Annotated in this window: 24 protein-coding genes; 12 read left to right on the top strand and 12 right to left on the bottom strand. The window is 63.8% G+C overall.

From position 1 onward, the window contains the following. Window positions 1–80: 80 nt before the first annotated feature. On the bottom strand, window positions 81–278 hold the full coding sequence (locus AC16HO_RS05385) for a hypothetical protein (protein ID WP_395643007.1): 198 nt from the start codon (window positions 276–278) through the stop codon (window positions 81–83). A 290-nt stretch (window positions 279–568) separates the two neighbouring features. Continuing rightward, window positions 569–2,170 carry an amidase gene (locus AC16HO_RS05390; protein WP_395643006.1) on the bottom strand — a complete coding sequence of 534 codons (1,602 nt, stop codon included), beginning with the start codon at window positions 2,168–2,170 and terminating at the stop codon, window positions 569–571. A 129-nt stretch (window positions 2,171–2,299) separates the two neighbouring features. Between AC16HO_RS05390 and AC16HO_RS05395 the strand changes: the two genes are divergently transcribed. Next, entirely contained in the window at window positions 2,300–3,220 is a 921-nt protein-coding gene (locus tag AC16HO_RS05395) for a restriction endonuclease (protein ID WP_395643005.1), read from the top strand. 122 nt (window positions 3,221–3,342) lie between these two features. Here the strand turns inward: AC16HO_RS05395 and typA are convergent, their stop codons facing one another. Next, window positions 3,343–5,175: a translational GTPase TypA gene (gene typA, locus AC16HO_RS05400; RefSeq protein WP_395643004.1), complete on the bottom strand. Its 1,833-nt coding sequence runs from the start codon at window positions 5,173–5,175 to the stop codon at window positions 3,343–3,345. Window positions 5,176–5,307: 132 nt separating this feature from the next. On the opposite strand from typA, the gene AC16HO_RS05405 reads away from it, so the two are divergent. Then, a complete protein-coding gene (locus AC16HO_RS05405; protein ID WP_395643003.1) occupies window positions 5,308–5,826 on the top strand; it encodes a peptidylprolyl isomerase in 519 nt (172 codons plus the stop codon). A gap of 65 nt (window positions 5,827–5,891) precedes the next feature. On the opposite strand, the gene AC16HO_RS05410 is transcribed toward AC16HO_RS05405, so the two are convergent. Further along, entirely contained in the window at window positions 5,892–6,149 is a 258-nt protein-coding gene (locus AC16HO_RS05410) for a GlsB/YeaQ/YmgE family stress response membrane protein (protein WP_395643002.1), read from the bottom strand. Between the two features lie 223 nt (window positions 6,150–6,372). Here AC16HO_RS05410 and AC16HO_RS05415 point away from each other — a divergent pair, with 223 nt between their 5' ends. Together AC16HO_RS05415 and AC16HO_RS05420 are read left to right on the top strand one after the other, a co-directional pair. After that, a complete protein-coding gene (locus AC16HO_RS05415) occupies window positions 6,373–7,572 on the top strand; it encodes a pyridoxal phosphate-dependent aminotransferase (protein ID WP_395643001.1) in 1,200 nt (399 codons plus the stop codon). A gap of 132 nt (window positions 7,573–7,704) precedes the next feature. Then, on the top strand, window positions 7,705–8,691 hold the full coding sequence (locus tag AC16HO_RS05420; RefSeq protein WP_395643000.1) for a malate dehydrogenase: 987 nt from the start codon (window positions 7,705–7,707) through the stop codon (window positions 8,689–8,691). A 125-nt stretch (window positions 8,692–8,816) separates the two neighbouring features. Here the strand turns inward: AC16HO_RS05420 and AC16HO_RS05425 are convergent, their stop codons facing one another. The 5 genes from AC16HO_RS05425 to AC16HO_RS05445 form a co-directional block, all read right to left on the bottom strand. Further along, window positions 8,817–9,389: a dihydrofolate reductase family protein gene (locus AC16HO_RS05425; RefSeq protein WP_395642999.1), complete on the bottom strand. Its 573-nt coding sequence runs from the start codon at window positions 9,387–9,389 to the stop codon at window positions 8,817–8,819. Window positions 9,390–9,414: 25 nt separating this feature from the next. Continuing rightward, complete coding sequence (locus AC16HO_RS05430) at window positions 9,415–10,164, bottom strand: hypothetical protein (RefSeq protein ID WP_395642998.1); 750 nt, start codon at window positions 10,162–10,164, stop codon at window positions 9,415–9,417. Window positions 10,165–10,189: 25 nt separating this feature from the next. Beyond that, window positions 10,190–10,648 carry an SRPBCC family protein gene (locus AC16HO_RS05435; RefSeq protein ID WP_395642997.1) on the bottom strand — a complete coding sequence of 153 codons (459 nt, stop codon included), beginning with the start codon at window positions 10,646–10,648 and terminating at the stop codon, window positions 10,190–10,192. Then, window positions 10,645–10,980 (bottom strand): ArsR/SmtB family transcription factor, encoded by a 336-nt coding sequence (locus AC16HO_RS05440; RefSeq protein WP_395642996.1) that lies wholly within the window; start codon window positions 10,978–10,980, stop codon window positions 10,645–10,647. The genes AC16HO_RS05435 and AC16HO_RS05440 overlap by 4 nt, the downstream gene beginning before the upstream one ends. Before the next feature lie 157 nt (window positions 10,981–11,137). Continuing rightward, complete coding sequence (locus tag AC16HO_RS05445; protein ID WP_395642995.1) at window positions 11,138–11,359, bottom strand: hypothetical protein; 222 nt, start codon at window positions 11,357–11,359, stop codon at window positions 11,138–11,140. A gap of 102 nt (window positions 11,360–11,461) precedes the next feature. Here AC16HO_RS05445 and prpE point away from each other — a divergent pair, with 102 nt between their 5' ends. Continuing rightward, window positions 11,462–13,420, top strand: coding sequence for a propionate--CoA ligase (prpE, locus tag AC16HO_RS05450; protein WP_395642994.1), 1,959 nt, complete (start codon window positions 11,462–11,464; stop codon window positions 13,418–13,420). Window positions 13,421–13,488: 68 nt separating this feature from the next. Here prpE and AC16HO_RS05455 read toward each other — a convergent pair whose 3' ends face one another. Beyond that, window positions 13,489–14,295, bottom strand: a complete 807-nt coding sequence (locus tag AC16HO_RS05455) for a hypothetical protein (RefSeq protein ID WP_395642993.1) — start codon at window positions 14,293–14,295, stop codon at window positions 13,489–13,491. A gap of 211 nt (window positions 14,296–14,506) precedes the next feature. On the opposite strand from AC16HO_RS05455, the gene prpB reads away from it, so the two are divergent. Continuing rightward, on the top strand, window positions 14,507–15,421 hold the full coding sequence (gene prpB / locus AC16HO_RS05460) for a methylisocitrate lyase (protein WP_395642992.1): 915 nt from the start codon (window positions 14,507–14,509) through the stop codon (window positions 15,419–15,421). Then, window positions 15,418–16,575, top strand: a complete 1,158-nt coding sequence (gene prpC, locus AC16HO_RS05465) for a bifunctional 2-methylcitrate synthase/citrate synthase (protein WP_395642991.1) — start codon at window positions 15,418–15,420, stop codon at window positions 16,573–16,575. The genes prpB and prpC overlap by 4 nt, the downstream gene beginning before the upstream one ends. Window positions 16,576–16,602: 27 nt before the next feature. Here prpC and AC16HO_RS05470 read toward each other — a convergent pair whose 3' ends face one another. After that, a complete protein-coding gene (locus AC16HO_RS05470) occupies window positions 16,603–17,247 on the bottom strand; it encodes a M15 family metallopeptidase (protein ID WP_484335331.1) in 645 nt (214 codons plus the stop codon). A gap of 279 nt (window positions 17,248–17,526) precedes the next feature. Here AC16HO_RS05470 and AC16HO_RS05475 point away from each other — a divergent pair, with 279 nt between their 5' ends. Then, complete coding sequence (locus AC16HO_RS05475; protein WP_395642989.1) at window positions 17,527–18,657, top strand: TIGR03118 family protein; 1,131 nt, start codon at window positions 17,527–17,529, stop codon at window positions 18,655–18,657. Between the two features lie 35 nt (window positions 18,658–18,692). Here the strand turns inward: AC16HO_RS05475 and AC16HO_RS05480 are convergent, their stop codons facing one another. Beyond that, window positions 18,693–20,735 carry an FAD-dependent oxidoreductase gene (locus AC16HO_RS05480; RefSeq protein WP_484335332.1) on the bottom strand — a complete coding sequence of 681 codons (2,043 nt, stop codon included), beginning with the start codon at window positions 20,733–20,735 and terminating at the stop codon, window positions 18,693–18,695. 113 nt (window positions 20,736–20,848) lie between these two features. Between AC16HO_RS05480 and AC16HO_RS05485 the strand changes: the two genes are divergently transcribed. The 4 genes from AC16HO_RS05485 to AC16HO_RS05500 all read left to right on the top strand — a co-directional run bounded on the left by AC16HO_RS05485 (window position 20,849) and on the right by AC16HO_RS05500 (window position 24,319). Then, window positions 20,849–21,130 carry a type II toxin-antitoxin system RelE/ParE family toxin gene (locus tag AC16HO_RS05485; RefSeq protein ID WP_395643052.1) on the top strand — a complete coding sequence of 94 codons (282 nt, stop codon included), beginning with the start codon at window positions 20,849–20,851 and terminating at the stop codon, window positions 21,128–21,130. Between the two features lie 10 nt (window positions 21,131–21,140). Continuing rightward, window positions 21,141–21,434, top strand: a complete 294-nt coding sequence (locus AC16HO_RS05490) for a HigA family addiction module antitoxin (RefSeq protein ID WP_395642987.1) — start codon at window positions 21,141–21,143, stop codon at window positions 21,432–21,434. A gap of 141 nt (window positions 21,435–21,575) precedes the next feature. Then, entirely contained in the window at window positions 21,576–23,015 is a 1,440-nt protein-coding gene (tldD, locus tag AC16HO_RS05495) for a metalloprotease TldD (protein ID WP_395642986.1), read from the top strand. 152 nt (window positions 23,016–23,167) lie between these two features. Continuing rightward, window positions 23,168–24,319, top strand: a complete 1,152-nt coding sequence (locus AC16HO_RS05500) for a hypothetical protein (protein ID WP_395642985.1) — start codon at window positions 23,168–23,170, stop codon at window positions 24,317–24,319. Window positions 24,320–24,326: the final 7 nt, after the last annotated feature.

The raw sequence follows: 24,326 nt of genomic DNA on the forward strand, positions 1-24,326 counted from the left end.
TCTTCCCTTGGCGACGTGCCGGTGATGCAGCCCATGCTGCGCGCTCGCTGTGCGAACGCGCAGCATGGGCAGGTTAGGTTTCATTCGCGTGTCGTCCAGCGCGCCAGGAGCTTGCCGCCGGCCGGATCGCGCCGCCATCGGCAAATCGGCTTCTTGCGCGCGAACGATGCTTCGTTCGCGGCAACGTGGGGCAGGGCGCGCGAGGTCGCGCAATAGGCGTCACGCACGCCGAAACGGCGGTCGCGCGGGAGCAGGGAAAGCAGGAACTGCATTTTCATGATTCACCTCGATTCCGCCACGGAACGGGTGAATCACGACCAGCTATCGGCTAGATCGCGAGACGGCCCGTATCCGCGCGGAGCGGCAGGGTTTGCATTGCCAAGGCAGTCCATGGCCCGTGAAGGCCCGGTGCTGCGTTGGTACTCGGATAGCTGTCCATTGAAGTCCGTGGATAACTGGAAAATGCTGCGGGTGGTCCGAAGCGGGGCGAAGGGTAGGCGCGGCAAGAGAGCGTGTCAACGAAAAATTTCTTTATGCGAGTTGCCTGCGAGCAGTGTTTCCAGAGCATTCAGTTCGAATCCTCGGCGTGCGCGAGAAACCGCGGCGGCCTGCGCGCCCGCGTTGCCTGCTCGAACGCGTAGGCATAGCCGATCAGCTTGCCCTCGCTCCACGCGGCGCCGAAGAAGGTGATGCCGACCGGAAGCGCGTGCACGAAACCCATCGGCACGGTAATCGCGGGATAGCCGGCCACTGCGGCAGGTGTCGAACTGCCGCCGGTGAAGTGATCGCCGTTGACCAGATCGGTGACCCAGGCCGGGCCGCCGGTCGGCGCGATCAGCGCGTCGAGTTTGTCCTTGGCCAACGCCGCATCGATACCTTCGGCGCCGGCGAGGCGTTTCGATTCGGCCAGCGCGTCCTTGTATGCTTTTTCGTCGAGACCGCCGCGCGCCTGCGACTGCTCGAACGTCTCCTGGCCGAACCAGTGCATTTCGCGCTCGGCATGCGCCTTGTCGAACTCGATCAGGTCGGCGAGGCTGCGCATCTTCACGGTCGGCGCGAGCGTGGCGAGATAGGCGGCGAGGTCGGTCTTGAATTCGTATTGCAGCACGAGGCTTTCCTCGTCGTCGTACTTGCCCTGATTCGGCAGCTCAACCGGATCGACGATGACCGCGCCGGCCGCCTTCAACGCCGCGATGCCGGTATCGAATACGCGCTCGGTATCGGGGCCGACACCGGCCAGCTTGCGCACGACGCCGATGCGCGCGCCGCGCAGGCTCCTGGCGTCGAGAAATTTCGCGTAGTCCGCGCGATGCTTGTCGGCATCTTTGGTCGCCGCATCGCGCGGATCGCTGCCGGCGATCACGCTGAGCAACGCGGCCGCGTCGGCAACGCTGCGCGTCATCGGCCCGGCCGTGTCCTGGCTGTGCGCGATCGGCACGATGCCGGCGCGACTGACGAGGCCGAGCGTCGGCTTGATCCCGACCAGCCCGTTTATCGACGCGGGGCAGACGATCGAGCCGTCGGTCTCGGTGCCGATGCCGGCCACGGCGAGACCTGCGGCGATGCCCGCGCCCGTGCCCGAACTCGAACCGCAGGCATTGCGATCGAGCGCGTAGGGGTTTTTCGTCAGCCCGCCGCGCCCGCTCCAGCCGCTGGTCGCGTGCGACGAACGGAAATTCGCCCATTCCGACAGGTTCGTCTTGCCGAGGATCACCGCGCCCGCGGCGCGCAGCTTCGCCACGATCGTTGCATCGCGCGGCGCGATCGAATCGGCCAGCGCGAGCGAGCCGGCCGTCGTATGCATCCTGTCGGCCGTGTCGATGTTGTCCTTGATCAGCAGCGGGATGCCGTGCAGCGGAGAGTACACTTTTCCCTTTTTGCGCATCGCGTCGAGCCGGTCGGCGATCGCGAGCGCGTCGGGATTGAGTTCGATCACTGCATTGATCGCGGGGCCGGACTTGTCGATCGCGGCGATGCGGTTGAGGTAGTGTTGCACCAGGGCATGCGAAGTCAGTTCTCTGCTTTCAAGCCGTTGCTCCAGTTGTACAACCGGGATTTCCTCTGCCGCGGGATCGCTTGGGGCCGCGGAAGCGTTAAAATTGCCCAATGGCGGCGCCAGTGCCGCGAATGCAATCGAAAATCCGAACCAGCAACAGGTGGGGCTTTTCATGTTTGGATTCTATGTGAAGTTCTGACGTGTCACGGACATGCAGAATGGCCTGGGTGGACTTCACCGATAACGCCGGATTCCGTTACGCTTCGCCTAGTATTACCCAAGATTGGGAATGGGAGCGTAACAATGGGTTTTCCGACCTTTAATAGATTTATCGAACCAATCTTGCGGTATTTGGCGGCTCATCCGGACGGCGTAGCCGCTGCTGACGCACACGAAGCCGCGGCCAAGACGCTGGGATTGACTGAGGAGGATAGGCAGATCCTGTTGCGAAGCGGCGCACAGCCGGTCTACAAGAATCGCGCGGGTTGGGCGCATGATCGTCTCAAGCGCGCAGGGCTGTCGTCGTCCCCGAGCTGGGGAATATGGAAGATCACCCCTAAGGGTCAAAGACTAGTGAACGATCATCCTGTGAAACTGCCGGATGATGTAGCGGAAACCATCGCTTCTAGTTTTGTTGATCGTAGCTTGGAAGAGTTGAACACGATTCGCGCCGACTCTTCAATATCAGCGGAAGAGAAAACGCAAGCGATTTCCATCGCGTCACCTGAGGAGCGATTGGAGAGTGCCCTCGATGAAATTCGCGGCGCGGTCACTGCGGAGATTCTCGACCTTCTCTCGAGGGTTTCGCCTGGATATTTTGAAACAATCGTTCTCGACGTGCTTCACCGCATGGGATACGGGACCAGCCGCGCAGACGTACAACGGGTGGGTGGTTCGGGTGACGGCGGCATCGACGGAGTGATATCACTAGACCGACTGGGATTGGAAAAGGTCTATGTGCAAGCCAAGCGCTGGCAGAGTGTCGTAGGCCGACCGGAAGTGCAGGGATTTTTCGGTGCGCTCGCGGGCCAGCGCGCTAACAAAGGTGTGTTCATCACGACGTCCAGCTTCACCCCTCAAGCGCTCGAGTTCGCGAAATCAGTGGAACGTATGGTGTTGGTCGATGGAAATCGGCTTGCGCAACTAATGATTGATCATGAAGTCGGGGTAGCAAGCCGAGCCATCAGGCTGCCTCGCATTGACAGCGATTATTTCAGTGAATAGAGCGCGTTCGAACGATGGGGTCGAATGTTTTCGGAACGCCCTGAGACTCGTGCATTCGTTGAAACCCGCTCCTTCTTGCTTGTTGTAGGGAAAGGAGCGGGTTCTGCGATGCTTTCCTTGGTTCAAGCCGCCTGCCGCGACGCGCGCTTGCGGTCGTTCTCGGTCAGGTGCTTCTTGCGCAGGCGGATTGCCTTCGGTGTGACTTCGACGAGTTCGTCGTCCTCGATGAACTCGAGCGCCTGTTCCAGCGACATGCGGATCGGCGGGGTGAGCTGGACATTGTCGTCCTTGCCCGCGGCGCGGATGTTGGTGAGCTGCTTGGCGCGCAGCGCGTTGACGGTGAGGTCGTTGTCCTTGGCGTGGATGCCGACGAGCTGGCCCTCGTAGATTTCCGTGCCTTCGTCGACGAGCAGGCGGCCGCGTTCCTGCAGGCCGACCAGCGCGTAGGCGGGCGCGGGGCCTTGGCCGTTCGAGATCATCACGCCGTTCGGGCGCTTGGCGATCGCGCCTTCGGCCTTCGCGCCGTAGTGGTCGAAGACGTGGAACAGCAGGCCGGTGCCGGCGGTAATGGTGCGGAATTCGGTCTGGAAGCCGATCAGCCCGCGCGCGGGGATCTGGTATTCGAGGCGCACGCGGCCCTTGCCGTCGGGCTCCATGTTCTTGAGCTGGCCGCGGCGCTGGCCGAGGCGCTCCATGACTCCGCCCTGGTACTGCTCTTCCATGTCGACGACGAGCTGTTCGATCGGCTCGCTGAGCACGCCGTCGATTTCCTTGATGATGACCTCGGGGCGCGACACGGCGAGTTCATAGCCTTCGCGGCGCATCGTCTCGATCAGCACGGACAGGTGCAGTTCGCCGCGGCCGGAAACCTTGAACTTGTCCGGGTCTTCCGTGTCCTCGACACGCAGCGCGACGTTGTGCAGCGTCTCGCGCGTGAGGCGATCGCGCAGCTGGCGCGAGGTGAGGAACTTGCCGCCGGAGTGTTCCTTCTGCCCGGCGAACGGCGAGTTGTTGACCTGGAAGGTCATGCTGATCGTCGGTTCGTCGACGGTGAGCACGGGCAGTTGTTCCGGCGCGTCGGTTGCGCAGACCGTGTCGGAGATGCCGAGGCCTTCGATGCCGTTGATCGCGATGATGTCGCCGGCTTCGGCCTCGCTGACTTCCTTGCGCTCCAGGCCCATGAAGCCGAGCACCTGCAGAATCTTCGCGTTGCGCTTCTTGCCCTCGCGGTCGATCACGGTGACCGGCATGTTCGTGCGCACCTTGCCGCGCTGGATGCGGCCGATGCCGATGAGGCCGACGTAGCTGGAATAGTCGAGCTGCGAAATGCGCATCTGGAACGGGCCGTCGGCATCGACCGGCGGTTTCGGCACGTGCTTCATGATCGCTTCGTACAGCGGGGTCATGTCGCCCTCGCGCACGCTCTCGTCGAGGCCGGCGTAGCCGTTCAGGCCCGAGGCGTAGATCACCGGGAAGTCGAGCTGTTCGTTGGTCGCGCCGAGGCGGTCGAACAGGTCGAAGGTCTGGTTGAGCACCCAGTCCGGGCGCGCGCCGGGGCGGTCGACCTTGTTGATCACGACGATCGGGCGGAAGCCCATCTGGAACGCCTTCTGCGTGACGAAGCGCGTCTGCGGCATCGGGCCGTCCATCGCGTCGACGAGCAGCAGCACGGTGTCGACCATCGACAGCACGCGTTCGACCTCGCCGCCGAAGTCGGCGTGTCCGGGCGTGTCGACGATGTTGATGCGGTTGCCCTGCCAGGTGATCGCGGTGTTCTTGGCCAGGATGGTGATGCCGCGTTCCTTTTCCTGGTCGTTCGAGTCCATCACGCGCTCGGCGAGCACGGTGCGCTCGGAAAGTGTGCCGGACTGCTTCAGGAGTTGGTCGACGAGCGTGGTCTTGCCATGGTCGACGTGGGCGACGATGGCGATATTGCGCAGGTTTTCGATGGACATCGCGAACCGCCCGCCCGGAACGGCAGGCTGAATGAGAAAGGGATGGCGCGATTATACCCGATTTCGGGCGGATACTGCGGCGCAGCACGGCGCGATCGGCTAAACTGACAAACCCCAATTGGAAGTCCGTTCATGTCCCAAGACCTGCAAGCCCACATCAAGACCTCGCGCGGCACGATCCACATCCGTCTGACGCCCGAACACACGCCGGTGACGGTGGCGAACTTCGTCAATCTCGCCCAGCACAAGTTCTACGACGGGTTGAGCTTCCATCGCGTGATTCCCGACTTCATGATCCAGGGTGGTTGCCCGGAAGGTTCGGGTCGCGGCGGTCCGGGCTACCGCTTCGGCGACGAGTTCGTTGCGCACCTGAAGCACAGCAAGCCGGGCGTACTGTCGATGGCCAACGCGGGCCCGGGCACGAACGGCTCGCAGTTCTTCATCACCCACGTGGTCACGCCGTGGCTGGACGGCAAGCACACGGTGTTCGGCGAAGTGCTGAGCGCGGACGACCAGAAGGTGGTCGACAGCATCAAGCAGGGTGACCAGATCGAGTCGATCACGATCGTCGGCGACACTTCGGCGTTGTTCGCCAATCCGAAGGTCGCGCCGCTGCTCGAGCAGTGGAACAAGACGCTCGCATCGCGCTGACACGGAATCGAGAAAAAAAAGGCCGCCGAACGGCGGCCTTTTTTTGTTTGCGCGAAGCGCGTCGGTTACATGTAACCGAGCTGCTTGACGATGAACAGGATGATGACCGCGCCGATGATCGACATGATGAAGCCGGCGGGATGGAACATCTGACCGTCGGCGGGTTTCTTGAACAGGCTGCCGATCAGGCCGCCGAGGATCGAGCCGCCGATGCCGAGCAGCACGGTCAGGATGAAACCGAGATGCATCGCGCCGGGATAGAACCAGCGAGCGAGCAGGCCAACGATGAAACCGATGATGATGGACCAGATGATGTGCAGCATGCGATCTCCTTGAGGGTCGGAAGCAGCGGTTCTGCCGAAACGTGCCGCAGGCAGGGCGCGGCGAGTGTAGCAAATCCACTTGTTCGCAAAAGCTTAAGAGTGCGCCCGGATGTCGCCACGCGGGGTGCGCGGCGGCGGCTGGCGCGGGTGTGGGAATGGCGCGCTGCGCTGCAGCAAATATGCTAAGCTGGCAAGCCACGTTCCACATTTCGAGGAGACTGGAATGCCTTTGCTAGCCGAGCGCATGAGTCGGGCCAAACCCAGCGCCATCATGGTCGTTGCGGAGAAAGCGAAACAGCTCAAGGCGGCGGGCAAGGACATCATCAGCTTCTCGATCGGCGTGCCGAACTTTCTGCCCGGCGAGCACGTCTACGCCGCGGCGCGCGAGGCGCTGTCGCACGACAGCGGCCAGTACGGCTCCAACCGCGGCAGCGAGGCGCTGCTCGACGCGTTCCTCAGGCACCTCGAAGGCAGCGGCTTCAGCGGTTACGAGCGCAGAAACCTGGTTGTCGGCATCGGTGCGAAGCAGGTGTTGTACAACCTGGCCGAGGCGCTGTTGAACCCGGGTGATGAAATCGCCTTCGCGGCGCCGTACTGGACCACATACGTCGACATCGCCGACATCGTCGGCGCGAAGACGCTGCTGCTGCCGTGCCCGCCTGAGCAGGACTACAAGCTCAAGCCCGAGCAACTGGCCAAGGCACTCGCGCGCAAGCCCAGGGTGTTTTTGTTCAACAACCCCTCGAACCCGACCGGCATGGTCTACTCGAAGGGCGAAATCGCCGCGCTCGCCGACGTGCTCGTCGCGCATCCGGACACCTGGATCATCTGCGACGACATCTACAACCGCCTTGTCTTCGATGGCATTGGCTACCACAACTTCCTGCACGTCCGGCCCGAACTGCGCGAGCGTACGATCATCGTCGATTCGATCTCCAAGACCTACGGCATGCCGGGCTGGCGTGTCGGCCTGATCGCCGCACCGGAAAAGGTCGCGCAGGCGTTGGTCACGTTGAACTCGAATCACATCACCAACGTGCCCGAGGTCGTCTCCGCGGCGGCGGTTGCGGCGCTGTCGGGGCCGCAGGATATTCCCTTGCGCAAAGTTCAGGAGTTCGCCGCCAGGCGCGACCGCGTGCTCGCCGTGCTGGATGCGATTCCGGGCGTGAAGTGCCCGCGGCCGCAGGGCGCGTTCTACGTGTTCCCGGACATCTCGGTCGCGTTCGGCAGGAAGCACGGCGCAACCGTCATCGGCAACGACGTCGATCTGTGCAACGTGCTGCTCGAGACCAAGGGCGTTGCCTGTGTGCCGGGTTCGGCGTTCGGCGAACCGCGCGCACTGCGCATTTCGTATACCTGCCCCGATGCGCAGCTCGATGAGGGCATGCGCCGGGTCAAGGAGTTTTTTGCCGAACTGAGTTGAAGAATAGCGGGGTTCGGGGTTCGGGATTCGGGACTCGGAAGATCAAAAGCGCAAAGCTCTTGTTTCTCCGAGTCGCGAATGCCGAGCCCCGAGTCCCGAAGGTCACTAACCAAACCCCTCGGAGTTTTCACCATGAAATCCCCCGTCCGTGTTGTCGTCACCGGCGCCGCCGGCCAGATCGGTTACGCACTGCTGTTCCGCATCGCCGCGGGCGACATGCTCGGCAAGGACCAGCCGGTCATCCTGCACCTGCTCGAAATCACGCCCGCGTTGCCGGCGCTGCAGGGCGTGGTCATGGAACTCAACGACTGCGCGTTCCCGCTGCTCGCCGGCATCGTCGCGACCGATGATCTCAGCGTCGCGTTCAAGGACGTCGACTACGCGCTGCTCGTCGGTGCGCGCCCGCGCGGTCCGGGCATGGAGCGCAAGGATCTGCTCGAAGCGAACGGTGCGATCTTCGGCCCGCAGGGCAAGGCGCTCAACGACCACGCCAAGCGCACGGTCAAGGTGCTCGTCGTCGGCAACCCGGCGAACACGAACTCGCTGATCGCGCAGCAGAACGCGCCCGATCTCGATCCGGGCCAGTTCACCGCGATGGTGCGCCTCGATCACAACCGTGCGCTGTCGCAGCTCGCCGAGAAGACCGGCGCGCATACGACCGACATCAAGAAGGTCACGATCTGGGGCAATCATTCCTCGACCCAGTATCCGGACCTGCACCACGCGACGGTGAACGGCAAGGCCGCGCTCAGCCTGGTCGACGCGACCTGGTACGAGAAGGATTTCATCCCGACCGTGCAGCAGCGCGGCGCGGCGATCATCAAGGCGCGCGGCGCCTCGTCGGCGGCCTCGGCCGCGTCGGCCGCGGTCGATCACATGCGCTCGTGGGCGCTTGGCACGGCGGAAGGCGATTGGGTGTCGATGGGCATTCCGTCGGATGGCAGCTACGGCATCAAGCCGGGCGTGATCTACGGCTATCCGGTAACGATCAAGAACGGCAAGTACGCAATCGTGCAGGGTCTCGCGATCAACGATTTCTCGCGCGCGCGCATGGACGCGACCGACAAGGAACTGCGCGAGGAGCGCGCCGGCGTCGAGCATCTGTTCGCCAAGAAGTGATGCGTCGCGCGCGAACGCGCGTGAAATGACGTACGTTGCAAGGCCGCCCGCACGGGCGGCCTTGTCGTTTTGAAAGCAGGATTGATGCGGCTCCGCGCGTCGCGAAAGCAGGCCCGGTCGTCGCCTCAGTTGATTGCGTAGACCAGGTTCAGTCGCCCCTGCGGGAGTGGCTGCGCGCTGCGCAATTCCAGCGGGCGGCGTTCGGTCATCGTGAACAACGATCTCCCATCGCCCGCGATCAGCGGATGCACGATCAGGCACAGTTCGTCGACGAGCCCCGCATCGATCAGGCTGGCCACGATCTGGCCGCCGCCCATCAGATAGATGTCCTTGCCGGGCTGCCGCTTGAGCGCGGCAATTTCCTCGACATGGCGCAGGAAGCGCGTCTGCGGCCACGCGGCCGATGCGAGCGTATTCGACAGCACGTAGTGGGGGGTCCGGGCGGCGAAGCGTGCCCACTCGACCTCGGCAGGGGCTACCAGCTTGCCGGTCATGGGCAGCGGCTGATCAGGGGTGTTCTGTATCGCGGTCCAGTACTGCTCGTAGCCGGGATACATGCGCCCGCCGAGCAGGCAGGCGCCGATGTGCGGAGTCAGGCCGTAGTCGTCCGACCACGCATCCACCCAGTCGGCGTAGCCCTCCGGATTGCCGAACTTTCCGTCGGCGGAAGTCCTCATTGCAGCGATCAACTTGCGCATATGCGTCTCCGTCGGATGATGGCAGTCAGTGCTGCTCCTCGTGCGTGAGGCAGAGCACGGCGCGCCACGCGCACAGGTCGTCAAGCAGCGGCTTTTCGTCGGCCATGATTTTCGTCTTTTCGGCTTTGCCGACCATCTGGATCATGTAGCTGTGCTCGGCATTGCCCTGCCTGTCGATGAACGGCCACTGCAGACTGGCGTGATCGGCGAGGTTGGGGCGTGCGCCGATGTCTTCGTTGCTCAGGCCCGGCGCGTAGAACATCAGGTGCGGCATCGACATCGTGTGCACCTTCATGTCCGGCGGTCCCGGCGCGCGGAACACCGGCATGATCATGTATGACAAGCCCGGCTTGGCCGGCGCCGTGTAAGTCTTGTCGCGATAGCGCTTTTCGACCGTGGCTTTAACCGCGGCCGCGCTCCTGCCTTGCGCACGCATCGCGGCCACGTCCATGTCGACCTTGAAGTGGGTCTTCGCGCCGGCTTCGTCGTAACACAGCGGGACGAACACGTCGTCGCGGAAATCGGCGTCCTGCCACTGCGTCCGCTCCACGAGGCAGACGACGCCGCTTGAGCCTTGCCTGGACACGTGATAGCCCTTCGCCGGATCGAGCAGGTAGACGGTCGCTTGGTCGCGCAGCGCCGGAGGCAGGGCGCTAAGCGCGAAACGGGCTTCGAGCTGCGCCGGCATCGCCGTCAATGCCGGCGCGACGGCATGACTGGCCCCTGCGCCCAGCAGACCGAGCACGGCGAGGGCGGAAATCAACGGATTCTTCATGATGTGCTCCCAGGTTGTCGCGGGACTACAGGCGCGAGTTGAGTTCTTCGAGGAAGCTGCTCCACCCGGCGCTGTGCGCCTCGGCAAGGATTTCGTTCGGCAGTCCGTCGTGCGTCAGCGTCAGTTCGGTCCCGCCTTTTTTCACGGCGAGCTCGATCAGCACGGCCGATTCCTTGCCCATGGTCCATTCGCTGACCCAGGTGAATTCGAGTGCGCGCGGGCTGTCGATGCGCAGATAGCGGCCGTAGTGCGGGTTGATCTTCTCAAGGGCGCGCATCTGAATGTAGAACAGGCCGCCGACGCGCACATCGGCAGTCGAGTATTCGCCATTCGCGAGCCATGCGCCGATGCTGGTCGGATCGGTCCACGCACGGAATATTTTTTCGGGCTTTGCATCGTATGTGCGCGTCACGCGGACCGAGTGCGGTCCCATGACTCTGGCATTGCGCCCCGGCAGCGTGGTGATTTTTTTTGCGGTCTTCATGGAGATGGCTCCTCGTCATCGGGTTGGTTGGCAAGAAATTCTTCGAGCGCGTCGAGTTTCTCGTTCCAGAAACGCTCGTAGCGCGACACCCATTGCACCACTTCGCGCAACGGCGAGCCGTGCAACTGCAGGTAATGCTCGCGACCGAGCCGTTCGCGCTTCACGATGCCGGAGCGCTCCAACACCTTGATGTGCTTGGACACGGCGTTCAGCGACATTTCGAACGGCAGGGCGAGATCGGTCACGCGTGTGCGTCCGCGCGAGAGGCGCGCGACGATGCGGCGACGCGTGGGGTCGGCGAGGGCGGCGAAGGCGAGGTCGAGTCTGGACATGAATTTATATTCAACTGAAAGGTTGAATATGTCAAGTGTCGAAACCCATTTTTTTTGGCGAGGAATGCAGAGGGGCAATGAATGGCTGTTTCGCACCATGGTGTGCGAGAGGGACCGGCCGGACCTGTCCCACCCGCAATCGCATCAGACTCGGCGTTCAGCGCCAGTGCGGGCGCACCCAATGGTTGTAACGATAGTAGCCGCCTATCCAGACGGCACCGACGTAGGGGCGGGCATAGTAGTCTGTGTAGTACGGCGTGTAGCCGTCTGCGTAGAACTCGGCACGATAGGGCCGTACCGGATAGTAAACGCAACCATTGATGGCAGTGGCGGCGGTCAGGGTGAGTGCGATCAGGCAGATGCGGCGAATCGTTTTCATGGCGATATCCGATGTGACGGGCTTCATCGATGGAAACGAACTACGGCGACGCACGTTTACCGCCGCGGCGACGCATGCAGCAGGCATTCAGCCTAAAGTCGCATGGCTCGCTCGGGCGAGGTCCGTTACATTGCGGACTCGAGGTTGGAGGCGCAGGCAATGAGCTACGAATCCGAATACCGTCTTTCGATCGAACGGCCCGAGGAATTCTGGGCCGAGCAGGCCCGGTCGATTCATTGGCACAAGCCTCCGCAAAAGACGCTCGCATACGCGAATCCGCCTTTTTGCAAATGGTTCGTCGGCGGCGAGACCAACGCCTGCTACAACGCGGTCGACCGGCATCTCGACGCCCGTGGCGACCAGCTTGCGCTCGTCGCGATATCGACCGAAACCGGGATCACGCGCGAGATCAGCTATCGCGAGCTGTATCGTGAGGTGAATGTGTTCGCGGCGGTGCTCGCCTCGCTCGGCGTGAAGAAGGGTGAGCGCGTCGTCATCTACATGCCGAACATTGCCGAGACGGTGTTCGCCGTACTCGCTTGCGCGCGGCTCGGCGCGATCCACTCGGTCGTGTTCGGCGGCTTCGCCTCGCACAATCTTGCCGTGCGCATCGACGATGCCGAACCGAAGTTGTTGATCATGGCCGACGCGGGCATGCGCGGCGGCAAGGCGATTCCCTACAAGCCACTGGTCGACGCGGCGCTGGCGCAGGCGAAAAGCCCGCCGTCGCATGTGTTGATCGTCTCGCGTGGCATCGATCAGGGCATGGCGTGCGTCTCCGGCCGCGACCTCGATTACGCCGAACTGCGCAAAAACCATGAAGCTGCGGAAGTGCCGGTTACGTGGCTCGAATCGAACGAGCCGAGCTACATTCTCTATACCTCGGGCACGACGGGAAAACCCAAAGGCGTGCAGCGTGACGTCGGCGGCCATCTCGTCGCGCTCGCGCTGTCGATGCGCACGATCTTCGACGTCGCCCCCGGGCAGGCGATGTTCTCGACCTCCGATGTGGGCTGGGCGGTCGGACACAGTTACAACATCTACGGTCCGCTGGTCGCCGGCGCGACCTCGCTGCTCTACGAAGGATTGCCGATCAGCCCGGATGCGGGCATCTGGTGGCAGTTGTGCGAGAAGTACCGCGTGCGCACGATGTTCTCCTCGCCTACGGCGATCCGCGTACTGAAGAAGCACGATGCGGCGTTCCTGAAAAAATACGATCTGTCTTCACTCAGGTATCTTTTCCTCGCCGGCGAACCACTCGACGAACCGACCGCGAGGTGGATTGCCGAAGGCCTCGGCAAACCGGTCATCGACAACTACTGGCAAACCGAAACCGGTTGGCCCGCGCTGTGCCTGCATCCCGGACTGGACCTGCGGCCGATCAAGTTCGGCTCGCCCGGCCTGCCGAACTTCGGCTACCGCTATCGCGTGATCAACGAGACCACCGGCCTCGACTGCGCGCCGAACGAGAAGGGCGTGCTCGTCGCAGTGCCGCCGCTACCGCCGGGCTGCATGACGACGATCTGGCACGACGACGCGCGCTTCGTGCAGAGCTATTTTTCCCACTTCAAGGAGCTCCTCTATTCCTCGCTCGACTGGGCGATCCGCGACGAGGATGGCTACACCTGGATTCTCGGCCGCACCGACGACGTGATCAACGTCGCCGGCCACCGGCTCGGCACGCGCGAGATCGAGGAGTCGGTGTCCAGCCATGCCAGTGTCGCCGAGGCCGCGGTGATCGGGGTCAGGGACGAACTCAAGGGCCAGGTTCCGATCGTGTTCGCGACGCTGAAATCGGCCAGTGCCGATGCGGCGAACAGGCATGACGCGGCAGGCGGCATGCAGCAGCGCGTGGTCGACATGCTTGGCGGCGTGGCCAGGCCGGCGCGTGTCTACATTGTCAACGCGCTGCCGAAGACGCGCTCGGGCAAGCTGCTGCGCCGCTCGTTGCAGGCGCTGGCCGAGGATCGCGATCCCGGCGACCTGTCCACGCTGGACGATCCGAATTCGCTTGAGGAAGTGCGCAATGCGCTCAGGCGCGGTCCGGACTCCGGCAGTTGAAGCACATGCCACCGCACCGATGCGCCGGTCTGGAGCCGGATATCCGGTTTTGCTCAATGATGTCGCGGTCAGGTGCAGCCCGGCATCCCGATCACTCCGGTGAGCAGCGTGAGATTTTCGCTGACATTGCCGTCGGTTCCGGTCAACGTCGCCGTCGCGGTGGTGCAACTCGTGAAAGTGATGGTCAGTCGGCCCCACGCAACCGGGACTCGCAGCGGAGCCTGGAAAGTGCCGGAGTTCGAAAAGCTCATGTTCAACGTGATCGGAGTTCCGATGGTGATCGTTTTTGGACCGAAGTCCGAAATGAGCCACAGCGGACCACCGCTCGCGTTGACGCCGTAATACGTGACGATCAGACCCACGGCCGAGGAGGGCAGGATGTTGAAACCCGTTCCGGTAAACGCGGGTTCGTACCAGAGCCCGGCAAATGAGCCGGTGGCGATCGAGCCGGCGGGATCGGTCCTGGTCGACACGTAGTAGGCGGTGAAACTGCCGCTGATCTGGGTGCTACTCGTACCGCCGCCCCAGAAGCCGATGATGGCATTGCCCGGTGCGCTGCTCGGATTGCTGCTGGCGGACCAGTGGTAGGTGGCGTCGCTCGGCGTCGCGCAGTTGACGAGGTACCACGAAGAATCGGTGGTCACCGTCCCGGCAGCTTGATGATGGACGAAATTGGGCGAACTGAAGAAATCGCAGGTGGCGTTGCCTTGTGCATCGACGACGATCGTCACCGTGCCATAGTCGCCACCCGAATAGACGCCGCTGTAGGTCCCCTGTCCGATCGGGCCGGCATGCGCGCTACCGGCGGCGAATGCGATCAGCGTGGCGAACAGCCGAGGGAACAGGAGCAAGTCGGCGAAGGGATGCTTCTTCATGTCTGTTGCTCCATTCGAGTTTGAAGTGTCTGCGATGTCCCCCGCGGCGGTATTGTGCCCTCGATTGGATAGCAATTCATCTTCGCGTTCGTCGGATGTGCGCACCACGCCGCAACCCCGCTGTATGGTGCGTTGGCCGCCATCGGCGGACCTTCCGCCGCGTCAAGTGACGGGCTTGGGTTAAAATGTGCGGCCTAGCCAGGAGATTTCGATGAGTACGTCCTCCGCCGCGGCGCGCTTCCGCGCTGCGCTCGCTGCCGAAACGCCGCTGCAGGTGATCGGTGCGATCAACGCCAACCACGCGCTGCTGGCCAAGCGCGCGGGGTATCGTGCGATCTATCTCTCCGGCGGTGGTGTCGCGGCCGGCTCGCTCGGTCTGCCGGATCTGGGTATCAACACGCTCGACGACGTGCTCACCGACGTGCGCCGCATCACCGACGTCTGCGATCTGCCGCTGCTGGTCGACATTGACACGGGCTTTGGTCCGTCGGCATTCAACATCGAACGCACGGTCAAGTCGCTGATCAAGTTCGGCGCCGCGGCGTGCCATATCGAGGACCAGGTCGGGGCCAAGCGCTGCGGCCATCGCCCGGGCAAGGAGATCGTCAGTCGCCAGGAAATGGCCGACCGGGTCAAGGCCGCGGCGGATGCGAAGACGGACAAGGATTTTTTCCTGATCGCGCGCACCGATGCGATCCAGGTGGAGGGCGTGGATGCGGCGATCGAGCGCGCGCTGGCCTGCGTCGAGGCGGGCGCCGACGGCATCTTCGCCGAAGCCGCGTACGATCTGCCGACCTACCGAAAATTCGTCGACGCGGTGAAGGTGCCGGTGCTCGCCAACATCACCGAGTTCGGCAAGACGCCGCTGTTCACGGTGGACGAGTTGCGCACGACCGGTGTCGGCATCGTGTTGTATCCGCTGAGCGCATTCCGCGCGATGAACAAGGCGGCGGAAAATGTCTATACGGCGATCCGCCGCGACGGCCACCAGAAGAACGTGCTCGAGCTGATGCAGACGCGGGAGGAACTGTACGCGCGCATCGGCTATCACGACTACGAGAACAAGCTCGATGCCTTGTTTGCAGAAGGCGGGCGCCAGGCTACGACGATGGAGAAAGCAAAGTGAGCGACACGAATCCGCAAACCCCCTTCAAGCCGAAAAAGTCGGTTGCCCTGAGCGGCACGCTCGCCGGCAACACCGCGCTGTGCACGGTCGGGCGCAGCGGCAATGACCTGCACTATCGCGGTTACGACATCCTCGATGTCGCGACCGCCTGCGAGTTCGAGGAGATCGCACACCTGCTCGTGCACGGCAAGCTGCCGACCGTTTCCGAGCTGCATGCGTACAAAGCGAAACTCAAGGCCCTGCGCGGCATCCCAGCGGCGGTCAAGGCCACGCTCGAACAACTGCCGCCGTCGGCGCATCCGATGGACGTGATGCGCACGGCCGTGTCCGCGCTCGGCTGCGTATCGCCCGAGAAAGACGACCACAACCACCCGGGCGCGCGCGACATCGCCGACAAGCTGATGGCTTCGCTGGGTTCGATGCTGCTGTACTGGTACCACTACAGCCACAACGGCAAGCGCATCGAGGTGGAAACCGACGACGATTCGATCGGCGGCCACTTCCTGCATCTGCTGCACGGCAAGGCACCGGGCGATGCGTGGGTGCGGGCGATGCACACGAGTTTGATCCTGTACGCCGAGCACGAGTTCAACGCGTCGACCTTCGCCGCGCGCGTCATTGCCGGCACCGGCAGCGATTTCCACTCCTGCATCGCCGGCGCGATCGGCGCGCTGCGCGGACCCAAGCACGGCGGCGCGAACGAAGTCGCGTTCGAGATCCAGAAGCGCTACGACACGCCGGACGAGGCCGAGGCCGACATCCGCCGGCGCGTGGAGAACAAGGAAGTGGTGATCGGCTTCGGCCATCCGGTGTACACGGTCAGCGACCCGCGCAACAAGGTGATCAAGGAGGTCGCGCGCGACCTGTCGAAGGACGCGGAGAACACGAAGATGTTCGACATCGCCGAGCGGCTGGAATCGACGATGTGGGAAATCAAGAAGATGTTCCCGAACCTCGACTGGTTCAGCGCGGTGAGCTACCACATGCTGGGCGTGCCGACCGCGATGTTCACGCCACTGTTCGTGATCTCGCGCACCTCGGGCTGGAGCGCGCACGTGATCGAGCAGCGCATCGACGCCAAGATCATCCGCCCGAGCGCCAACTACACCGGGCCGGAAGACCTCAAGTTCGTGCCGATCGCGAAACGGAAGTGATGGCCTGCGGCGCCGGCCGGGCGGGCCTCACCGTCCGCGTGGCGCCGCAATATCCTCGAAGCGCACGTTGCCGATCGCGTACGACTGCCAGTCGCGGTAGTCGAAGTGCCACCATTCGTATTCGTAGACGGCGAAACCTTCGGCCTCCATATGACGGCGCAGCAGGTCACGTCGTGCGCGCGCGTCCTCGCCGCCGCCCGTGTAGGCCGGGTAGGCGCGTTCGCTCATCTCGTCATACAGGCTCGGCATGGTGACGGCCTTGCCGGTTTTCAGGTCGTACAGGGTGAGATCGACCGCGCAGCCGCGGTTGTGGCGCGAACCCTGCGCCGGGTCGGCGACGAAACGATGCTTGTCGACCGGAGTCGCATCCCAGAACAGCTTCGTCACGTACCACGGCCGATATGCGTCGTGTACGAGCAGGCCATAGCCCTCACGTTTCAGCGCGAGGCTGGCGCGCACGAGCGCCTCGGCCGCGGGCCGCTGCAGGAACGCGCGCGCCTGGCTGTACAGCGGCGTGCCAAGAAAGTTGCGCGTCGTGGCGTAGCGGATGTCGAGCTTGATCGTCGGGTCGAGCGTGACGAGGTCGACAAGGTCGGTCTTGCGGAAATCGCCGTGTTCCACCGGCGGTGTCGCCGCGAGCGCGAACGGCAGCAGTTCCGCCACCGGGCGCACGGGTTCGACATGAAATATTCCCGCTGCGGAAGCAACGTCCGCTTGTGCGGGTTTTGGCGAATTCGCGCTGCATGCCGCAAGGACGAGCACGGCGAGCGTGATTCGCGCCCGCCGCGTCGAACTGCGCGATGGCCGGGCAAACCAGGCCCGGAGTGACGTTGCGGACATCGGTCTGGGCATCGCGGTTGAACCTCCTGCGGGCGGAATGGAATGCATGATGGCGACCATGGCAGTTGTGCCGCGGTCGCGCAATCAGGGGGCGATCAAGAGGAGATTGTCATGTCTGTATCCCGGATTTTCCCGTGCCCGATCATCGCATTTTTCCTTGCTGGAGCGGTTGCCGCTGGTGCCGCCGCGCCGGCGATGGCGAAGGACGGCGCTGCCTACCAGGTGCACGCGCTCGTGTCCGATGGAGCAAGTGCGGCGGACCACACCGATCCCAACCTGGTCAACGCCTGGGGTGTCGCGTTCAATCCGTTCGGTTTCGTCTGGGTCGCGAACAACCACACCGGAACCGCGACCCTGTACGACGGCACGGGTAACCCGCAATCGCTCGTCGTTGCGATTCCGAATCCGGCCGGTGCGAGCGGCGGCAGCCCGACGGGCATCGTCTACAACGCGTCCAACGCTTTCACCGTCAGCAACGGCGCCGCAACGGGTCCAAGCCGCTTCCTCTTCGCCACCGAAGATGGCGTGATCGCCGGCTGGGCGCCGAACGTGGACCTGGCGCATGCGCAGCGCGCGGTCGACAACTCGGCGAGCGGGGCGATCTACAAGGGCATCGCGCTGAGCGCGGGCGGCGCCGGGCAACTGCTCTATGCTACCGATTTCCACAACGGCAAGGTCGACGTGTTCGACAGCAAGTTCATGCCGGTCAACCTGCCCGCCGGAGCGTTCGTCGATGCGAGGATTCCCTACGGTTTCGCGCCGTTCGGCATCCAGGCGATCAACGGCGACATTTACGTGACCTACGCCAAGCAGGATGCGGACAGGCACGATGACGTGCATGGCCCCGGTCTCGGTTACGTGGACGCCTACGATCCGAACGGCAAGCTGTTGCGCCGCGTCGCTTCACGTGGTCCGCTCAACGCGCCTTGGGGCGTCGCGCTAGCGCCGGCGGGCTTCGGCCGTCTCGGCGGCAGTCTGCTCGTCGGCAATTTCGGTGATGGCCGCATCAATGCCTACGATCCGACTCCCAATCTGTTCGCGTTCGGCCTGCCGCTCGGCAATCTGCGCGACAGCCAGCGCCGGCCGATCGAGATCGACGGCCTCTGGGGCATCGCATTCGGCAGCGGATTTGCCAATCAGCCGGTCGATACGCTGTTTTTCGCCGCGGGACCGGGCGACGAGGCGCGCGGTGCCTACGGGCGTATCGATGCAGTTGCACCAGGCGACGACAGCGACGATTGATTTGACGTGCGCGGCCTGTGCCGGTCGCAGCGCAATCAGAATGCCGCCGCCAGCTTCGTTCCCTGCGCGATCGCGCGCTTGGCATCGAGTTCGGCGGCGACATCGGCGCCGCCGATCAGGTACACGGCGACGCCGGCCGCGGCGAGACCGGCATGGAGGCCTCCCCGCGGCTCCTGGCCAGCACAGACGACGATGTTGTCCACTTGTATACATTGGGCCACACCGTCGATGCTGACGTGCAGGCCCTCATCGTCGATGCGTTCATAGTCCACGCCGCCCAGCATCTTCACGTTCTTCATCTTCAGCGCGGCGCGGTGGACCCAGCCGGTGGTCTTGTTAAGGCGCCTGCCGGGTGTGCCCGGGGTACGTTGCAGCAGCCAGACTTCGCGGTAGGAGGCTTCGGGTTCGGCCTTCGCCAGGCCGCCGCGGTGCGTGTAGCTCAGGTCCACCCCCCATTCGTGCGACCAGCGTGCGACGTCCGTCGTCGACGAGGGCGCGTCCTGAGTGAGGTATTCGGCGACGTCGAAACCGATTCCGCCCGCGCCGATGATTGCGACGCGCTTGCCGACCGGCCTGCGCCAGCGCAGAACGTCGATGTAGCCGAGCACCTTTGGATGATCCGCGCCCGGGATGTTCAAAGTGCGCGGGATGATGCCGGTGGCCAGGATCACCGCATCGAATCCACGCAGAGATTCCGTCGTCGCCGTCGTGCCAAGGCGCAGTTCGACGCCCGTGTCCTCGATGCGGTGGCCGAAGTAGCGCAGCGTCTCGGAAAATTCCTCCTTGCCGGGGATACGCTTGGCGAGGTTGAACTGGCCACCGATCTCGGCTGCGGCATCGATCAGCGTCACCGCATGGCCGCGCTCGGCCAGCGTCGTCGCGCACGCGAGGCCGGCCGGGCCCGCGCCGATCACGGCGATCTTCTTGGGCGTCGGCGTCTTTGCAATGACCAGTTCGGTCTCGGCGCAGGCACGCGGATTGAGCAGGCACGAGGCGCGCTTCTCCGCGAAGATGTGGTCGAGGCAGGCCTGATTGCAGGCGATGCAGGTGTTGATGCGCGAGCTGCGCCCGGCGCGCGCCTTGTTCACCCAGTCCGGATCGGCGAGCAGCGGGCGCGCCATCGATACCATGTCGGCGCCGCCGTCGGCGAGGATCCGCTCGGCGACTTCGGGCATGTTGATGCGGTTGGTCGCGATCAGCGGAATGCCGACTTCCGGCTTCAGTTTTTTCGTGACCCACGCGAAAGATGCGCGTGGAACGCTGGTGACGATCGTCGGAATGCGCGCTTCGTGCCAGCCGATGCCGGTATTGATGATCGTTGCGCCGGCGGCTTCTATCTTCTTCGCGAGCTGCACGATCTCGTCCCAACTCTGCGCATTGTCGACGAGATCGAGCATCGACAGGCGATAGACGATGATGAAATCGCGCCCGACTGCGGCGCGCGTGCGGCGCACGATCTCGACCGCAAAGCGCTGGCGATTCTCGGCGCTGCCGCCCCAATCGTCCGTGCGCGTGTTCGTGCGCGCGGCGAGAAACTGGTTGATCAGATAACCCTCGCTGCCCATTATCTCGACACCGTCGTAGCCGGCATCCTGCGCCAGCTTGGCGCAATTGACGAAGTCGGCAATCGTGCGTTCGACGCCGCGCGCCGACAGCGCGCGAGGCGTGAACGGCGTGATCGGCGACTTGATCTTCGACGGCGCCACCGACAGTGGCTGGTAGCCGTAACGGCCGGCGTGCAGGATCTGCAGGCAGATCTTCGCGCCTTCGGCGTGCACCGCGGCGGTGACCTTGCGATGGCGCGCGACATGCCACGGCAGCGACAGCCGTCCGCCGAAAGGCGTGAGCCAGCCCTCGAGATTCGGCGCGATGCCGCCCGTGACCATCAGGCCGACGCCGCCGCGTGCGCGCTCGGCGAAGTACGCGGCGAGCTTTTCGTAGTCGCGCGCGTGATCCTCGAGCCCGGTGTGCATCGAACCCATGAGCACGCGGTTCGGCAGCGTGGTGAAGCCGAGATTGAGCGGGGCGAGCAGGTGCGGGTAGAGCGGATGCGGTGTCGAAGCTGTCCCTGTGGTCATGTGCGCGATATCGAACAATCGTTTGAATTCGATACAATGCCCAAGCGCGAGACATAGCGCAAGTCGTGGCGCGCATATTGTTTCATATCGAATACCGATATACGATATGCCGCATGTCGATCAAATCGTTCCATTGCAAGGATACACAACGGTTGTTCGATCGATCTTCCGTGCGTCGATTCGCGGTGATCGAGTCGGTTGCGCGGCGCAAACTCCAGAAACTGCGCGCTGCCGCGTCGCTGGACTTCCTGCGCGTACCGACCGGCAATCGTCTGGAGCTTCTCAAAGGTGCCCGCGCCGGCCAGTACAGCATCCGCATCAACGATCAATTCCGCATCTGTTTCCGTTGCAGCGGGCAGGATGCTGAGGACGTCGAAATCGCTGACTGCCGCTGAGGTTTTCACCATGGCAAAAAAACTTCCTCCGATCCATCCCGGCGAGGTCCTGCGCGAGGAATTCATGCGACCGCTGGGTCTGTCGAGTAACCAGCTCGCCAGGGCGATTGACGTTACGCCGGCGCGCGTGAACGACATCGTGCGCGAGCGCCGCGGTATTTCCGCCGATACGGCGTTGCGTCTCGCCCGCTATTTCGGCACCGACGCGCAGAGCTGGATGAATCTGCAGCAGCACTACGATTTGGAATGTGCCAGGAATGCGCTCGGTTCGAGGCTGGCGCGTGTAGAGCGCCGCGTGGCGTAGCCTGGAATTCAGCATCCATGCCCGATTTCACAGTTGAAATGCCGTAGCCGAATTGAAAAAAGCGAATCCAAAGCGGTCGTCTTTAAATTCGGCGAATTGCGGCCATATCGCTCCTGCCAGAGTGTGTTTCCAAGGATTTTCATGACCCTGCTCGCCCTTGCCGAACAACGGCTGCTCACGCCCGGCGGCCTTGCCGCCGCCGACCTCGATCGCGTGTTCGGCCAGCTCGCCGGGCCGTCCATCGATGCAGCCGATCTGTATTTCCAGCATTCGCGCAGCGAGTCGTGGATGCTCGAGGACGGCATCGTCAAGGAGGGCAGCCATTCGATCGAGCAGGGCGTCGGCGTGCGCGCGATGAGCGGGGAGAAGACCGGTTTCGCCTATTCGGACGAGATCGTGCTGCCGGAACTGCTGACCGCGGCGAAGAGTGCGCGCGCGATCGCGCAGTCGGGCAACGACCGCGCCGCGCATGCGCTGACCGCGCGCAACGCGCAATCGCTGTACCCGGCGATCGATCCGGTCGAGAGCATCGCCAACGAAGAGAAGATCGCCCTGCTGCGCGAAGTGGACCAGTTCGCGCGTTCGCTCGATCCGCGCGTGACGCAGGTGATCGTGAGTCTGTCGGCGACGCTGGACACGGTGCTCGTGGCAGCGATGGACGGCACGCTCGCGGCCGACGTGCGTCCGCTCGTGCGCATGAACGTCAACGTGATCGCCGAACAGAACAGCCGGCGCGAGTCGGCCAGCTCGGGCGGTGGCGGCCGCTATGGGTATCGCGAGCTGCTCGGCAACGGGCGCGCGCATGCGTTCGCGCGCGAGGCGGTGCGCCAGGCGCTGGTCAATCTCGAATCGGTGCCGGCGCCCGCCGGCAGCATGACCGTCGTGCTTGGTCCCGGCTGGCCAGGCGTGCTGCTGCATGAGGCGATCGGCCATGGCTTCGAGGGCGATTTCATCCGCAAGGGCACGAGCGCGTTCACCGGTCGTCATGGCGATCGCATCGCGGCGAAAGGCGTCACCGTGGTCGACGACGGCACGCTGGCCAATCGGCGTGGCTCGCTCAGCGTCGACGACGAAGGCACGCCGACCGAATGCACGGTGCTGGTCGAAGACGGGATCCTGAAAGGCTACATGCAGGACAAGTTCAACGCGCATTTGATGGGCCAGCGTTCGACCGGCAACGGCCGGCGCGAATCGTTCGCGCACCTGCCGATGCCGCGCATGCGCAATACCTACATGCTCGCCGGCCGGCACGATCCGGGCGAGATCATCGCCTCGGTGGAGCGCGGCTTGTACGCCGTGAATTTCGGCGGCGGCCAGGTCGACATCACCAATGGCAAGTTCACGTTTTCGGCGAGCGAAGCCTACCTGATCGAGAACGGCAAGGTGACGCGGCCGGTCAAGGGCGCGACGTTGATCGGCGCGGGCCCCGAGGTGCTGACGCGCGTGTCGATGATCGGCAACGATCTGAAACTCGATGAAGGCGTCGGCGTCTGCGGCAAGGAAGGGCAGAGCGTGCCGGTCGGCGTTGGCCAACCGACCTTGCGCATCGATGCGATGACAGTTGGCGGCACGGCGGCGTGAGGCTTCTTTGCTCGTCATTCCGGCACAGGCCGGAATTCAGTGTCTTTTGCTTTTTGAGGGCAAGATCAAAATGGATTCCGGCATTCGCCGGAATGACGATGCAGTTGGCTGCCGGCACGGTTCACGCCGCCACGAATGCGGAATCGATAGCGATGAAAAGCTGCGTCGCACTCGCTACCCGCGTCGAAGAATTTCCCGGCAACACGCCGATCTTCCTGCGCAGCTACGATCACGAGCGCGGCGGGGGAGCGTCCAACGAACCCGCGCTGCGCACCGCGGCGTTCACCTACGACAATGCGCTGGCGGCGATCGCGTTGCTCGCCTGCGGCAAGCGCGAGCAGGCTACACGCATCGGCGAGGCGTTGCGGCTCGCCGCAATGAGCGATTCGCGCCTGCGCAACGCGTATCGCGCCGGTCCAGTCGAAAATGGCAAACCTTTGCCTAATGGCTGGTGGGATGCGAGAGAAAACCGCTGGGTCGAGGACGCATACCAGGATGGCACGGCCACCGGCAACGTGGCGTGGGCCGCGCTTGCGTTGCTGGCCTTGCACGATGCGAGCGGCGATGCGCGCTGGCTGCGGACCGGGGCAAAGCTGGCTGGATGGATCGCGGCGAACGCCTTGGACGATCGCGGCAACGGTGGATTCAGCGGCGGCGTCGAAGGCTTCGATGCGGCATCGAAAAAAATATTGTGGAAATCGACCGAGCACAATATCGATATCGCTGCGTTGTTCATCTGGCTCGATCGCGTCGATGCGAAAGGCGAGTGGACGCAGCACGCATGGCAGGCGCGCAGTTTCGTCGATGCGCAATGGGATGAGGCGAGCGCGCATTTCTGGGTTGGTACCCTGGCCGACGGCAGCTCGCCGAATCGCGGCATTTCCGGACTCGACGTGCAACTCTGGGCGCAACTGTTGCCGGATGCGGACAAGCGATGGCCACGTGCGCTGGCTTGGGTCGAGCAACAGCATGGCGTGGCCGACGGTTTCGATTTCAACGATGACCGCGACGGTTTGTGGACGGAAGGCACGGCTCAGGCAGCGCTGGTCTATCGCAGACTCGGCCGCGAAGCGGATGCGGACAAATTGTTCGCGACGATCGCGCAGCAGGCTTCGCCGGGCGGTTTTTTCTACGCCACGCGCGAGCCGCGCATCACTACCGGCCTCGCCGTCGGCGACAGCACCTCGGCCGACTTCTACTACTACCGTCGCCCGCATCTCGGCGCGACGGCCTGGGCCGCGCTCGCCGCGTTGAATCGCAATCCGTTCGTGCCTTTGCCCGGGAGTGCGGTCAAACCGCGATGAATTCGGG

The sequence above is a fragment of the Rudaea sp. genome (assembly GCF_057139185.1).

Excerpts from the sequence above, each read along its gene's own strand:
- AC16HO_RS05475 (WP_395642989.1), top strand. The coding sequence starts at position 17,527 with ATGTCTGTATCCCGGATTTTCCCGTGCCCGATCATCGCATTTTTCCTT.
- AC16HO_RS05485 (WP_395643052.1), top strand. The coding sequence starts at position 20,849 with ATGTCGATCAAATCGTTCCATTGCAAGGATACACAACGGTTGTTCGAT.
- AC16HO_RS05420 (WP_395643000.1), top strand. The coding sequence starts at position 7,705 with ATGAAATCCCCCGTCCGTGTTGTCGTCACCGGCGCCGCCGGCCAGATC.
- AC16HO_RS05500 (WP_395642985.1), top strand. The coding sequence starts at position 23,168 with ATGAAAAGCTGCGTCGCACTCGCTACCCGCGTCGAAGAATTTCCCGGC.
- AC16HO_RS05415 (WP_395643001.1), top strand. The coding sequence starts at position 6,373 with ATGCCTTTGCTAGCCGAGCGCATGAGTCGGGCCAAACCCAGCGCCATC.
- tldD (WP_395642986.1), top strand. The coding sequence starts at position 21,576 with ATGACCCTGCTCGCCCTTGCCGAACAACGGCTGCTCACGCCCGGCGGC.
- typA (WP_395643004.1), bottom strand. The coding sequence starts at position 5,175 with ATGTCCATCGAAAACCTGCGCAATATCGCCATCGTCGCCCACGTCGAC.
- AC16HO_RS05430 (WP_395642998.1), bottom strand. The coding sequence starts at position 10,164 with ATGAAGAATCCGTTGATTTCCGCCCTCGCCGTGCTCGGTCTGCTGGGC.
- AC16HO_RS05395 (WP_395643005.1), top strand. The coding sequence starts at position 2,300 with ATGGGTTTTCCGACCTTTAATAGATTTATCGAACCAATCTTGCGGTAT.
- AC16HO_RS05410 (WP_395643002.1), bottom strand. The coding sequence starts at position 6,149 with ATGCTGCACATCATCTGGTCCATCATCATCGGTTTCATCGTTGGCCTG.
- AC16HO_RS05440 (WP_395642996.1), bottom strand. The coding sequence starts at position 10,980 with ATGTCCAGACTCGACCTCGCCTTCGCCGCCCTCGCCGACCCCACGCGT.
- AC16HO_RS05435 (WP_395642997.1), bottom strand. The coding sequence starts at position 10,648 with ATGAAGACCGCAAAAAAAATCACCACGCTGCCGGGGCGCAATGCCAGA.
- AC16HO_RS05425 (WP_395642999.1), bottom strand. The coding sequence starts at position 9,389 with ATGCGCAAGTTGATCGCTGCAATGAGGACTTCCGCCGACGGAAAGTTC.
- prpB (WP_395642992.1), top strand. The coding sequence starts at position 14,507 with ATGAGTACGTCCTCCGCCGCGGCGCGCTTCCGCGCTGCGCTCGCTGCC.
- AC16HO_RS05385 (WP_395643007.1), bottom strand. The coding sequence starts at position 278 with ATGAAAATGCAGTTCCTGCTTTCCCTGCTCCCGCGCGACCGCCGTTTC.
- prpE (WP_395642994.1), top strand. The coding sequence starts at position 11,462 with ATGGCTCGCTCGGGCGAGGTCCGTTACATTGCGGACTCGAGGTTGGAG.
- AC16HO_RS05490 (WP_395642987.1), top strand. The coding sequence starts at position 21,141 with ATGGCAAAAAAACTTCCTCCGATCCATCCCGGCGAGGTCCTGCGCGAG.
- AC16HO_RS05390 (WP_395643006.1), bottom strand. The coding sequence starts at position 2,170 with ATGAAAAGCCCCACCTGTTGCTGGTTCGGATTTTCGATTGCATTCGCG.
- AC16HO_RS05480 (WP_484335332.1), bottom strand. The coding sequence starts at position 20,735 with ATGACCACAGGGACAGCTTCGACACCGCATCCGCTCTACCCGCACCTG.
- AC16HO_RS05455 (WP_395642993.1), bottom strand. The coding sequence starts at position 14,295 with ATGAAGAAGCATCCCTTCGCCGACTTGCTCCTGTTCCCTCGGCTGTTC.
- AC16HO_RS05405 (WP_395643003.1), top strand. The coding sequence starts at position 5,308 with ATGTCCCAAGACCTGCAAGCCCACATCAAGACCTCGCGCGGCACGATC.
- AC16HO_RS05445 (WP_395642995.1), bottom strand. The coding sequence starts at position 11,359 with ATGAAAACGATTCGCCGCATCTGCCTGATCGCACTCACCCTGACCGCC.